Genomic DNA, 12336 nt, shown 5'->3' on the forward strand with positions numbered 1-12336 from the left:
GCATGCCCGAGCCACTCAATACCCGCGTCGAAGACTGTTTCCAACAAGCCGAATCCTTTTTCAAACGAACTTTCAAACGCCCCGTGGTGAGCCTCAAGCTGCGCGGGCAAAAAGCCGGGGTCGCGCATCTGCACGAGAACCTGCTGCGCTTCAATCCGCAGCTGTACCGGGAAAACACCGAAGACTTCCTCAAGCAGACCGTGGCCCACGAAGTCGCGCACCTGATCGCCCATCAACTGTTCGGCGACCGCATCCAGCCCCATGGCGAGGAGTGGCAACTGATCATGCGCGGCGTCTATGAACTGCCGCCCAACCGCTGCCACACCTACGACGTCAAACGCCGCAGCGTGACCCGCTACATCTACAAATGCCCGTGCGCCGACAGCGATTTCCCGTTTTCGGCCCAGCGGCATGGTTTGGTAAGGCAGGGTCGGCGGTATTTGTGTCGGCGGTGTCGCAGCACGCTGGTGTTTAGTGGGGAGATGCGGGTCGAATAGGTCAGATTTTATGGCGCTTGGGCCGGCCTCTTCGCGAGCAAGCCCGCTCCCACAAGGGATTTTCGGCGCGGCATCGATCCCCTGTGGGAGCGGGCTTGCTCGCGAAGGCGGCCTGAAAAGCGCTACACAACTACCCTGGCACGGCGCAACTCCTCGATCCGCTGTGCGCTAAACCCCAACGCCCCCAACACCTGATCCGTGTGCTGCCCCACCGCCGCGCCGATATGCTTCGGTTCCGGCAACCCATCGGAAAATTTCAACGGACAGGCCATTTGCCGCTGTGTTGACCCATCCCCCCGAGGCACCTCAGTCACCAACCCCCGCGCCTGCAATTGCGGATGCTGCACCGCCTCGCCCAGACTCAACACCGGTTCCACACAAGCATCGACCCCGGCGAACAGCTCACACAGCTCAGCAAAGTCATGCTTCTCGAATTCGATCTTCAACTCATTCTTCAGCGCCTGTTGCTGCTCGGGCTTGGGTGACAGCCCTTGGGCTGCCAGTTCCGGACGCCCCAGCGCCGCACACAATTGCTGCATAAACGCCGGCTCCAGACTGCCCACCGACAACCAGCGGCCGTCGCGGGAGCGGTAATAGTCATAGAAGCTGCCGCCATTGAGCATCTGCTCTTCGCGCCCCGGCTCCACGCCGCAGGCCAGATAACCGGCGCCGGCCATGGCGTTCAGGCTGAACGCACAGTCGGTCATGCTCACGTCCAGATGCTGGCCCTGCCCCGTTTGCTGCCGGGCGATCACCGCCGCCAGTAATCCGATGACGCCGTGCAACGAGCCTCCGGCAATGTCTGCCGCTTGAATCCCCAACGGCAACGGGCCGCTGTCGGCGCGGCCGGTGTAGCTCGCCAGCCCCGCCAGCGCCAGGTAGTTGATGTCGTGACCGGCGCGGTCCCGGTAAGGACCCGTCTGGCCGTAACCAGTGATCGACACATAAATCAGCTTCGGGTTGATCGCCTTCAACGCTTCATAACCCAAGCCCAGGCGCTCCATCACACCGGGGCGAAATTGCTCCAGCACAATGTCGTGGTCTTGCAGCAGTTGCTTGATCACCTCCAGCGCCTCGGGCTGCTTGAGGTCCAGGGCGAGGCTGCGCTTGTTGCGGTTCAAATACGCATGGCTGGCCGACACGCCTTGATCGTGGGGCGGCAGCACCCGCAGCAGGTCCATGCGGGTCGGCGATTCGATGCGCAGCACCTCAGCGCCCATGTCCGCCAGCAACAACGAGGCGAACGGCCCCGGCAGCAGTGTCGAGAAATCCAGAACCTTGAGTGATGCCAGTGGACCAAGCATGGGTGTTCTCCGTAAACGATGCCTCCAGCCTAGGCAGCCAATCGCATGGCGGCAATCACCCGATGTGTCAGCAGCAGTGACCGTTGCGCTCAAATCCCGGGCATGAAAAAACCCGCCGAAGCGGGTTTTTCATTACACAGAGTCTTACTTGACGTTGCTTGGGGCAGGGCCTTCGGCCACGCCCAGGTCGTCTTCAACGCGCTCGTCGGAGATACCACGGCCGCCAGAAGCGAGTTCCGCGTGCATCACGTCAACGTCCAGTTCCTTGACCCACTTGGCCACGACCAGGGTGGCAACGGCGTTGCCCACCAGGTTGGTCAGGGCGCGGGCTTCGGACATGAAGCGGTCGATACCGAGGATCAGCGCCAGGCCGGCAACCGGCAAGTGGCCAACAGCGGACAGGGTTGCAGCCAGGACGATGAAGCCCGAACCGGTCACGCCAGCCGCGCCTTTGGAGGACAGCAGCAACACCACCAGCAGGGTGATCTGGTGCGTGATGTCCATGTGGGTGTCGGTCGCCTGAGCGATGAACACGGCCGCCATGGTCAGGTAGATCGCGGTACCGTCGAGGTTGAACGAGTAACCGGTCGGGATCACCAGACCCACCACGGATTTCTTCGCGCCCAGACGCTCCATTTTGATCAGCATGCGTGGCAGTACCGATTCCGAAGAAGAAGTACCCAGCACGATCAGCAGTTCTTCACGGATGTAGCGAATCACTTTCAGCACGCTGAAACCGTGAGCGCGAGCGATACCGCCCAGCACCACCAGGACGAACAGCAGGCAAGTGATGTAGAAGCAGGCCATCAACTGACCCAATTGCACCAGCGAACCCACACCGTAGGCACCGATGGTGAACGCCATGGCGCCCAAGGCACCGAGTGGCGCGAGCTTCATGATCATGTTGATGATGTTGAACATCACGTGGGCGAAGCGATCGATGAAGTCCAGGATCGGCTTGCCATAGGCGCCCAGGCGATGCAGGGCGAAACCGAAGATCACCGAGAACATCAGCACTTGCAGGATATCGCCGGTGGCGAACGCACCGAAGATGGTGTTCGGGATCACGTTCAGCAGGAAGCCGACGACGCTTTGATCAGCACCGGCCGCAACATATTGAGCGACTTTGGAGGCATCCAGCGTGGTCACGTCGATGTGCATGCCGTTGCCCGGCTGGATGATGTTGACCACCACCAGACCAACCAGCAGTGCGATGGTCGAAACGATTTCGAAGTACAGCAGCGCGTAGCCGCCGGTCTTGCCGACCGATTTCATGCTCTGCATGCCCGCGATACCGCTGACTACGGTGCAGAAGATGATCGGGGCGATGATCATTTTGATCAGTTTGATGAACCCGTCACCCAGTGGCTTGAGGGCCACACCGGTCTGCGGGTAGAAGTGACCGACCAGGATGCCGATGGCGATGGCAACGATCACCTGGAAATACAGGGATTTGTACAGTGGCTGACGAGTCGTCATTGCAAAGTTCCTCAAGAGTGCCGCGAAACAACATCCATCTGTTGCCCATGACACTTCAATTGCGAACCCTCCTGCACTGGAGGGATTTGTTTTGTCGAGCTGCTCAACGGCAGGCATCTGCCCGTTCTATCGCAAAGCCCGTGCCACCTTCGCCGAACTCCCCGCAAGCCTTTTGACATCAAGGGTTACAGGGGTTTCTTTGTCACTGGCCGGTTACAGCCATGTGGCGGATTTCCGCCTAACGACCCGACCTCGTCCTACAATTTGGCGGATATCCGCCTTGTTCATCGCCAAGTCCTGCGGCTACCATCCGCCGCTCAATGGACGGACCTGCCTGCCATGCGCGAACGCACCATCGCCAGTCATTTCGCCCGCGCCGCCCTCGGTGGTGCGCGCAAGCGTGGCCACGATTATTCCGGCTTGCTGCTGCAACTGGGGATCAGCCCCGAGCTGCTCGACGAGCCGCGCGCACGCCTCGCGCCGGAGCAATTCACCCGGCTGATCCAGGGCCTGTGGCTGGCGCTGGATGACGAATACCTGGGTTTCGGGCAGGCGCCGAGCAAACCCGGTACGTTCGCCATGATGTGCCATGCCCTGATCCACTGCCGCAATCTGGAAAAAGCGCTTCAACGCGGCTTATTGTTTTATAGCCTATTCCCCGACGCTCCGCGCCTGACCCTGAGTCGCGAAGACGAAATGGTCCGGCTGAGCCTGGACGATTCGCACTTGTGGGACCCGGACCACTTCCTCAGCGAATGCCAACTGGTGGTCTGGCATCGCCTCGGCAGTTGGCTGATCGGCCAGCGCATTCGCCTGGAACAAGCGACCTTCAGCTACCCGAGGCCCGAGCACGGGGCGGAATACGACCTGATGTTTCCGTGCCCACAGGTGTTTTCAACGGCCCAGAGCAGTTTGCTGTTCCACAGTCGCTACTTGAGCATGCCGTTGTTACAGGACGAGCGAACGCTCAAACATTTCCTCGAACGCTCCCCGGCCGACCTGTTGTCACGCCCGGACGACGGCGACAGTTTGAGCAGCCAGTTGCGCCGCTTGCTCAGCCGCGACAGCGCCCGCTGGCCAGACCTCGAAGCCGTGGCCGCGCACCTGCACATCAGCCCCCAGACGTTGCGCCGGCATTTGCGCGAAGAAGGCACAAGTTTTCAGGAATTGAAGGATCAGTTACGCCGGGACATCGCGATTTATCACCTGGGGCGGGCGGATCTGTCGTTGCAACAGATTGCCGAGCAATTGGGGTTTTCCGAGCCTTCGGCGTTTCATCGGGCGTTCAAGAAGTGGACCGGGTTGACGCCCGGCGCCTATCGCGCACAGGAGAATTAAAAGCAAAAGATCGCAACCTTCGGCAGCGCCCAGAGGCGCGTAGGAGCTGCCGAAGGCTGCGATCTTTTGATCTTCGTGACGACTACTGCGGATCGAGATTATCCAGCGCCCGATTCACCGCCAACTCACCCAACAGGAGGTTCTGCGAAATCGCCAGCAGGGTGCTGCGCTGAGCGCCGCTCAACGAGCCGGCAAAGTCATCGGCCACGACTCTGGCCGAGGCCAGGGATTCGCAGGCGTGAGCCAGCAAGGTTTCGGTGGCAATGTCCGGGGCGATGAAGAATAGGGTGCTGGGTTTTCGCGTGGTGGCGTTCAATCGGGCGGACAGGTTGATGTACTCGTTGAGGGCGCGGTCGGCGGCCTCCTGGAGTTTTTGTCGATCGATGGGGGTGTCGGTTTCGGGCGGGTTAGGCGTTGGTTTGTACATGGTGAAGCTCCAGGTAAGACATGAAGAGCCATCACCCTCGCTACCAAACGAGGGTGGCGGCCATACGCAGGTTGGTAGACCGGTTACCTGGCGCAAACCCCGGCGCATCCGAAGACGCCCTACGCATGACCACCATAAACAGAGGACGAAAAAGTCCCTGCATTACGTTGCGTTATGCGTCAGGTAACCGGGCTACCAAACCCGATCGCTGATTTTCAGCGACCCGGAAACGATAAAACCCAAGCCACAGGCGCACAAGCCGGCGGATTCTGGCGTAGTCGTAGGTTGCGGCGCAAGGAAGTGTAGGCTCGGAGAGTTTCTGCAGATGTCTTTTAAACATTGGCGTTTAAAAGCAAAAGATCGCAGCCTTCGGCAGCTCCTACAGGGATCGTGCAAACGCCTCTGTAGGAGCTGCCGAAGGCTGCGATCTTTTGATCTTCAAACCACCGGAAAATGAATCCGGAACGCCGCCCCACCCAGGGCCGAATCCCCCAGGGTCAACTTGGCGCTATAGCTTTCAATGATGTCCTTGACCACCGCCAACCCGATCCCCTGCCCCGGGTGCTGGCGATCCAGCCGCTCGCCCCTTTGCAGAATCCGCGCACGCTGGTCCGGCGGCACGCCCGGCCCGTCATCCTCCACGCACAACTCAATCCCGCTGAGGGTTTCGCGCACGCTGATGCGCACTTCGCTCAGGCACAGGCGATAGGCGTTTTCCAGCAGGTTGCCCAGCATCTCCAGCAACGCCCCCTGCTCGATCGGCACATAACACGGGTCCGGCAGGTCGAAAGCGACGCGCACGCGCTTGTCGCGGTAGACCTTGTCCAGGGTGTCGCACAAGCTTTGAAGCACCGGGCGCAGGCGCACCTGATGGCGCACCAGACCGCTTTTGCGCAGGCTGGCGCGTTGCAGTTGATAGCTGATCTGCTGGCTCATGCGCTCGATCTGCGATTGCAGCACCCAGGCCTGATCGCGATTTTCCGGGCGCTGGGCCATGTCCTCGCTGACGCCTTGTAACACGGTCAACGGGGTTTTCAGGCTGTGGGCCAAGTCGTCGAGGGAGTCGCGATAACGGCTGCGCTGCTCGCGTTCACTGTGCAGCAAGCGGTTGAGGGAACCGGTCAGGCGCAGCAGTTCGCGGGGGTGTTCTTCGCTGAGGCTTTCGCGGGTGCCGCTTTCGATTTGGTCCAGCTCCTGGCTCAGACGGCGCAACGCCTGCAAGCCCCAGGTCAAACCAATCCATAACAGCGCCAACAGAACGAGCAACGCGGCGCCGAAGCCCAGGTAGAGATTTTCCCGCAGGCCTTCAACGGTGACTTCGTACTCGCGCACCGGTTGCAGCGCAACGATGCTGAACGCCGCGCTTTTGCCGCCGAGCAACTTGACCTCGACGTCGTAGACGAAGAATTCCTGCCCGTTGGCCTCGCGAATCCGTGCGAACTCGTTGCCGCGCCCGTCGTAGCGCGGCTTGTAGTTGATGTCTTCTTCCTGGGTGGCCTTCGAGCGCCAGACCAGATGCCCTTCGCGGTCATAGATGTAGCCGAGCAAACGGCTGTCGGTGAGGTTGAAACGCTCATCCGGCAACTGCGCCGGCATCTGCAAGCGATTGCCTTCGACCCTGGCAGCGGAGATCAACGTGGTGACGTCCGAGGCCAGGCGTTGCTCGATGGAATCCTGCAACGCCAGACTGAACGCTCCCTGCATCGCCGGCAGCAACGCCAGCATGAACAACACCGCCAACAGCGTGGCGGCGAGCATCAGGCGAACGCGAAGGGAACGAATCAAGTGCAGCGCTCATTGAACAGGTAGCCGAGGCCGCGCACGGTATCGATCGGCTTGAACCCGGCCGGGCCTTCGAGTTTGCGGCGCAGGCGGCCGACCAGCACTTCGATCACATTCGGATCGCGCTCGTCATCGTCCGGGTAGAGCTGTTCCATCAAGCGGTCCTTGGCCACCACTTGTTGGTGATGGCGCATCAGGTACTCGAGAATCCGGTACTCATACGCAGTCAGCGCCAGCGGTTGTTCGTCGAGGGACGCCTGTTTGCGATTGAGGTCGAGCATCAGCGGCCCGGCGACGATGGTCGACTGGGTAAACCCGCTGGAGCGGCGCAACAAGGCATTAAGCCGGGCGTCCAGCTCTTCGAACTGGAACGGCTTGACCACGTAGTCGTCGGCACCGGCGGCCAGGCCTTCGACCTTGTCCTGCCAGTTGCCGCGCGCGGTGAGGATCAGGATCGGAAACGTCTTGCCCTGGGAGCGCAACTGACGAATCAGGTCGAGCCCGCCCATGCCCGGCAGGCCGAGGTCGATCACCGCCAGGTCATGGTTGAACTGCTCGGTCTGGTACAGCGCCTCTTCGGCGTTGGCCACGGATTCGACCACGTGGCCACTATCCGTCAGGCGGGTTTGCAGGTGATGGCGCAACAGCGCTTCATCTTCGACGACCAGCAGTTTCATAACGCTCTCCCGGGCAAAACAACATCTCCAGCGGTGCAACGGCGAATCTCGATGGCGACAAGCGGTTACTTGCAGCCATTCACCGCTCAGAACTGATCATAACGACCCATGGGGGTATTGCTGATGCAGTTTAAGCCAATGTGCGAGACCGACATGCAGTTGTAAGTGAGATTGGCACTGGCATGACGGTTTTGCAGAACCGGTCATTGGGGCATTTCCTCATGCACAGGCACGTTAGATCGTGGGACTACATTACCGACCCGCCCCTGAACTGCCCCTGAACGCACTCTAAACCTGAGCTGACTCAAATCGACTAGGCTGTTTTGAGCACATTCTTCAAAGGAGCTCCGACCATGCGCACGTTTCTCGCCCTTGTCTTGCTGGCCTTGAGCGGGCTGACCCAGGCTGCGATCAAGACCCAGGAAATCCCTTACCAGAGCACCGACGGCACCAAAATGATCGGCTATTACGCCTACGACGACGCGATCAAAGGTCCGCGCCCCGGTGTGGTGGTGGTCCATGAGTTCTGGGGGCTGAACGATTACGCCAAGCGCCGGGCGCGGGATCTGGCCGGGCTGGGCTACAGCGCGTTGGCCATCGACATGTATGGCGGCGGCAAGAACACCGAGCATCCGAAGGACGCCATGGCGTTTATGCAAGAGGCGCTGAAGGACAGCGCGGTCGCCAGTGCACGCTTCCAGGCCGGGCTCGATCTATTGAAGCAACAACCGCAAACCGACCCGGACAAACTCGCGGCCATCGGTTATTGCTTCGGCGGCGGCGTGGTGCTGAATGCGGCGCGGCAGGGGTTGCCGTTGAAGGGGGTGGTGAGTTTCCACGGAGCGCTGGCGACCAACACGCCGGCGACGCCGGGCAGTGTGAAGGCCAAAGTCCTCGTCGAGCATGGTGCCAAGGACAGCATGATCACCCCGGACAACGTGGCGGCGTTCAAAACGGAAATGGACAAGGCTGGGGCTGACTATAAATTTGTCAGTTTGGCGGACGCCAAGCATGGGTTTACCAACCCGGATGCGGATCGGTTGAGCCACGGTGATCATGGCGGGCCGGATATCGGCTACAACAAGGCGGCGGATGAAAGTTCGTGGGCGGATATGAAGGCGTTCTTCAAGAAGATTTTCAGTTAAGCCGGTAGACCGTGGCGCGGCCTTCGCGGGCAAGCCTCGCTCCTACGGGTTTGGTGTCGTGCCTACATCGTGCGATCAAACCAAAACCTGTAGGAGCAAGGCTTGTCCGCGATGAACGATAACGCGGTCCAACTGCCTCTACCCTCACGCCTTGCAACCCGGCAAAATGCCCGCCATGAATCCCGCCCCCGCCCTGCCCGTCTGCTGCACCCCACTTGAAGCCCATTGGCCGCTACCGTTCCTGCTGCCCGATACGGTGCTGCTGAGCACTCACTTCGACACCTCGCAACTGGCCAGCGATGACTTCCAGCGCAGCGCCATCGCGCCGCCGGCGAGCATCCAGCGCTCGGTGGCCAAGCGTCAGGCCGAATTTCTCGCCGGCCGGGTTTGCGCCCGGGCCGCGTTGCAACAATTGGAAGGCTTGAGTTTTATCCCGGCGATTGGCGAAGACCGCGCACCGGTGTGGCCGGCGCACATCACTGGCTCGATCACCCACAGCACCGGCCGGGCGGCCGCGATTGTCGCGAACAAGGCGCACTGGCGCGGTTTGGGGATGGACCTGGAAAACCTGCTCAACCACGAACGGGCCGAACGCCTGGCCGGAGAGATTCTTACGCCGCCGGAAATGCAGCGCATGGCGGCAGGCCCGAGCGATCAATTGGCGTTGCTGGTGACCCTGACGTTTTCGGTGAAGGAAAGCCTGTTTAAGGCGCTCTATCCGATCGTGCAAAAGCGCTTTTATTTCGAACATGCGCAAGTGCTGGAGTGGAGCACGGACGGTCAGGTGCGGTTGCGGTTGCTCACGGATTTGTCCAGTGAGTGGTGTAGCGGCACTGAGCTGGAGGCGCAGTTTGGGGTGAAGGATGGGCAGTTGTTGAGTTTGGTCAGCATTAAGGCTTGAGGACGTCATCGCGGGCAAGCCTTGCTCCTACAGGTCGGCGGCGCACACAACCTGTAGGAGCAAAGCTTGCTCGCGATGGCGGCCGGTCACCCATCACACCTTTCAGCGTTTTTCCTGATTCCTCGGCCAACTCAAACTGAAACACGCCCCGCCCAGGCTTTTGCTCTTGCTGATCAGCGCCCGCCCGTCATGCCAGTGGACGATCCGCCGCACGATCGACAACCCCAAACCATGCCCACCGGACGCTCGGGTGCGGCTGTCATCAAGACGCAGGAACGGCGTGAAGATTCTCTCCCAGGCCACTTCCGGCACCCCCGGGCCGTCATCCTCGACATCCACCCGACAACGCAATTGCCCGACCTGATAACTGACGGTCACCCGCGACTGCGCGTGGCGCATGGCGTTGCTGACCAGGTTCTGCAAGGCCCGGTGCAGGTAGCGCGGTTCGGCTTCGACCCAGGCGTCGTCGCAATCGGCGGCGGACAGGCACAAGCCGCGCTGCACCGTGACTTCCGCGCGTAGCGGCGCCAGCTCCTCGATCACCTGATTGACCAACGCATCCAGATCGATCCGCTGGAAATTCAGCGCCGGCGAACCCTGCTCCAGACGTGCGTAAGTGAGCATCTCGTCCACCAATTTATCGAGGTCCTCGATGTCGTGGTCCATGCCTTCGCGGTATTTCTCCAGAGCCTGGGGCGTGGTGGCCGAGCCAATCATTTCCAGCCCGAAACGCAGGCGCGCCACGGGTGTGCGCAGTTCGTGGGACACCGCGCGCACCAGTTCCCGTTGAATCGCCAGCAACTGTTGCAAGTGCTCGGCCATGCCGTTGAACGCCGCCGCGAGGCGCCCCACCGAATCCGCGCCGCGCGCCGGCACGCGGGTTTCCAGGCTGCCCTTGGCGATGCGTGTGGCGGCGGCTTCGAGGCCGCGCAAACGGCGCTCCAGTTGTCGCACCAACAGGTAAACGATCAACCCGATCAACGTCAGGCCCAGGGCCGCAATTAGCACCAGCCACTCCGGCGGATACGGGTTCATCTGAAACAGCGGGCCGATTTCCAGCACCCACGGCGTCCCCACCATGCCGGCAAACACCCGGATTGAGTCGCCGCCCTTGCCCAGCGCCATCACGGTGTCGCCTTCGGACACCCGGCGACTCTGGTCTTCGTCCATGTCCGCCTGCTCGACCGTGACCAGCCGCAGGTCGAAACCGAAACCTTTGTCTTCCTTCAACTGCGCCAGCCGCTTGGGTTGCTCGGCCACCGGGTAGCGCACCAGTTCATCGGCCAACAGATAAATAGTGGCCCGGGCCAATTGCTCGCTGATCTGCTGAACCTCGCCGGTGAGCAGCAGTTGTTCCTTGTCGCTGACCAAGCGATAGACCTTCGCCGCGTGGGGCCCGGTCTGCTCGACCAGGGCCTGACCGCGCAGCACGCGGGTGCGCTGGGTCAGGTCGAGGTCGGTCTGGGAAAAGGTCTGCAACGCCAGGGGTATGCCCAGCAGGCGCTCCCAGACCAGCAAGGCACGGTGGCGCTCGGTTTCGTTCATCGGTTGCAGGTTGTCGGCCATCAGCGAGAACGTACCGTGGGCCAGGCGTTCGCGGTATTGCTCGCTGCGCACCTGGTTGAGCAAGTGCAGCGCCAGCACGCCGAGCACGGCCACGAGGATCAGCGCCGCGCACATGCCGCCGTAGATGCGCAGGAAGATTGAGTTCACAGCGTGCAGGCTTCCGGAACGAACAGATAACCTTTGCTGCGCACGGTTTTGATCAGCCGTGGATGGTCCGGGTCGTCGCCGATTTTCGGGCGAATGCGCGAGATGCGCACGTCGATGGAGCGGTCCTGGCCGTCATAGCCAATGCCGCGCAGGGCAGTGAAGATTTCTTCCCGGGACAGGATGCGCCCGGCGTTGGCCACCAGCAGCCACAGCAGGTCGAATTCGGCGCTGGTCAGTTCAATGCCATGGTCATTGAGCCAGGCTTCGCGCAGCGCGTTGTCCACCACCAGCGGGCCGAACTGCAAACGGCGGAGTTTTTCCGGGGCCACTTCCGGCGCTTCACTGCGCCGCAACAGGGCCTGGATGCGCGCCAGCAGCAAGCGCGGGCGCACCGGCTTGCAAACGTAATCGTCGGCGCCCAGGTCTAGGCCGAGAATCTGGTCGGCATCGTCGGTGCGGGCAGTGAGCATCAGGATCGGCCCGTCGTACTTGTCGCGCACCTTGCGGCAGATGCTCAGGCCATCCTCGCCGGGCAGCATCAGGTCGAGGATCACCAGGTCCGGTTGCTCCTTGATGATCCGCGCGGCGGCCAGGGCGCCGTTGCCTTCGATGGCCACGCGCAGGCCATTGGCTTCCAGGTAATCGCGGGTCAGTTCGGCCAGACGCTGGTCGTCTTCCACAATCAATACCTGCCAGGCTTCTTGCTCCACGGGTGACCTCTGCTTGCCAACAACACTTATAAGGAAGGACCCGCCCGTCTTTTTGTAATGATTCGGGAGGATAAGAATGCTTGCGCAACGCCCGATTGTATAAACGCCGCTCGCCTGGAACACAAGCCGGTAAATGCGTTCGGACAACGCGGTTTTTTGTGATAGGGTTCGCGCCCTTAAAAAACCGCCCGAACCGTTTCAGCTCATGAAAATACCATGACAAACGGTCTACTCCAGTAGGGTCGCGGCCTACACGCCGTTTCCACGTTTCACACACAATTTACGCACAGGTTTATCCACAGGTAGTACGTTGCAATCGCCCCCCAAAACGCATTATCTTGTAGCTCGGCGCCAAAAAAACCC

11 protein-coding genes are annotated in these 12336 nt (G+C 61.1%); 4 read left to right on the top strand and 7 right to left on the bottom strand.

Annotated features, from left to right (window positions below):
• The first annotated feature begins 2 nt into the window (after positions 1-2).
• Positions 3-497, top strand: a complete 495-nt coding sequence (locus tag V5E99_RS12645; RefSeq protein ID WP_499802735.1) for a SprT family zinc-dependent metalloprotease — start codon at positions 3-5, stop codon at positions 495-497.
• A gap of 122 nt (positions 498-619) precedes the next feature.
• Here V5E99_RS12645 and V5E99_RS12650 read toward each other — a convergent pair whose 3' ends face one another.
• Both V5E99_RS12650 and V5E99_RS12655 read right to left on the bottom strand, forming a co-directional pair.
• Positions 620-1801: a CaiB/BaiF CoA transferase family protein gene (locus V5E99_RS12650; RefSeq protein ID WP_499802736.1), complete on the bottom strand. Its 1182-nt coding sequence runs from the start codon at positions 1799-1801 to the stop codon at positions 620-622.
• Between the two features lie 144 nt (positions 1802-1945).
• Positions 1946-3280, bottom strand: coding sequence for a dicarboxylate/amino acid:cation symporter (locus V5E99_RS12655; RefSeq protein WP_499802737.1), 1335 nt, complete (start codon positions 3278-3280; stop codon positions 1946-1948).
• Positions 3281-3619: 339 nt separating this feature from the next.
• Between V5E99_RS12655 and V5E99_RS12660 the strand changes: the two genes are divergently transcribed.
• Positions 3620-4618 carry an AraC family transcriptional regulator gene (locus tag V5E99_RS12660; RefSeq protein WP_499802738.1) on the top strand — a complete coding sequence of 333 codons (999 nt, stop codon included), beginning with the start codon at positions 3620-3622 and terminating at the stop codon, positions 4616-4618.
• Between the two features lie 82 nt (positions 4619-4700).
• On the opposite strand, the gene V5E99_RS12665 is transcribed toward V5E99_RS12660, so the two are convergent.
• From V5E99_RS12665 to V5E99_RS12675, 3 genes are all read right to left on the bottom strand, one after another.
• A complete protein-coding gene (locus tag V5E99_RS12665; RefSeq protein WP_499802739.1) occupies positions 4701-5045 on the bottom strand; it encodes a DUF6124 family protein in 345 nt (114 codons plus the stop codon).
• 438 nt (positions 5046-5483) lie between these two features.
• Positions 5484-6830: an ATP-binding protein gene (locus tag V5E99_RS12670; protein WP_499802740.1), complete on the bottom strand. Its 1347-nt coding sequence runs from the start codon at positions 6828-6830 to the stop codon at positions 5484-5486.
• Positions 6827-7504, bottom strand: coding sequence for a response regulator (locus tag V5E99_RS12675; protein ID WP_475271284.1), 678 nt, complete (start codon positions 7502-7504; stop codon positions 6827-6829). Before V5E99_RS12675 ends, V5E99_RS12670 begins: the two co-directional genes overlap by 4 nt.
• A 353-nt stretch (positions 7505-7857) precedes the next feature.
• On the opposite strand from V5E99_RS12675, the gene V5E99_RS12680 reads away from it, so the two are divergent.
• Together V5E99_RS12680 and V5E99_RS12685 are read left to right on the top strand one after the other, a co-directional pair.
• Positions 7858-8649 carry a dienelactone hydrolase family protein gene (locus V5E99_RS12680; protein ID WP_499802741.1) on the top strand — a complete coding sequence of 264 codons (792 nt, stop codon included), beginning with the start codon at positions 7858-7860 and terminating at the stop codon, positions 8647-8649.
• Between the two features lie 175 nt (positions 8650-8824).
• Positions 8825-9550: a 4'-phosphopantetheinyl transferase family protein gene (locus V5E99_RS12685; protein WP_499802742.1), complete on the top strand. Its 726-nt coding sequence runs from the start codon at positions 8825-8827 to the stop codon at positions 9548-9550.
• Positions 9551-9652: 102 nt separating this feature from the next.
• On the opposite strand, the gene V5E99_RS12690 is transcribed toward V5E99_RS12685, so the two are convergent.
• Together V5E99_RS12690 and V5E99_RS12695 are read right to left on the bottom strand one after the other, a co-directional pair.
• Positions 9653-11263, bottom strand: coding sequence for an ATP-binding protein (locus V5E99_RS12690; RefSeq protein WP_499802743.1), 1611 nt, complete (start codon positions 11261-11263; stop codon positions 9653-9655).
• The gene (locus V5E99_RS12695) at positions 11260-11973 is read right to left on the bottom strand and encodes a response regulator (RefSeq protein ID WP_499802744.1); all 714 of its coding nucleotides are present in this window, start codon (positions 11971-11973) and stop codon (positions 11260-11262) included. The genes V5E99_RS12690 and V5E99_RS12695 overlap by 4 nt, the downstream gene beginning before the upstream one ends.
• Positions 11974-12336 lie beyond the last annotated feature (363 nt).

Origin of the sequence: Janthinobacterium sp. LPB2021202312-11-4 (assembly GCF_037049705.1) — a bacterium.
Taxonomy (GTDB): Bacteria; Pseudomonadota; Gammaproteobacteria; order Pseudomonadales; family Pseudomonadaceae; genus Aquipseudomonas.

Coding starts and splice junctions, on each gene's coding strand:
- V5E99_RS12645 (WP_499802735.1), top strand. CDS start 3: ATGCCCGAGCCACTCAATACCCGCGTCGAAGACTGTTTCCAACAAGCC.
- V5E99_RS12650 (WP_499802736.1), bottom strand. CDS start 1,801: ATGCTTGGTCCACTGGCATCACTCAAGGTTCTGGATTTCTCGACACTG.
- V5E99_RS12655 (WP_499802737.1), bottom strand. CDS start 3,280: ATGACGACTCGTCAGCCACTGTACAAATCCCTGTATTTCCAGGTGATC.
- V5E99_RS12660 (WP_499802738.1), top strand. CDS start 3,620: ATGCGCGAACGCACCATCGCCAGTCATTTCGCCCGCGCCGCCCTCGGT.
- V5E99_RS12665 (WP_499802739.1), bottom strand. CDS start 5,045: ATGTACAAACCAACGCCTAACCCGCCCGAAACCGACACCCCCATCGAT.
- V5E99_RS12675 (WP_475271284.1), bottom strand. CDS start 7,504: ATGAAACTGCTGGTCGTCGAAGATGAAGCGCTGTTGCGCCATCACCTG.
- V5E99_RS12680 (WP_499802741.1), top strand. CDS start 7,858: ATGCGCACGTTTCTCGCCCTTGTCTTGCTGGCCTTGAGCGGGCTGACC.
- V5E99_RS12685 (WP_499802742.1), top strand. CDS start 8,825: ATGAATCCCGCCCCCGCCCTGCCCGTCTGCTGCACCCCACTTGAAGCC.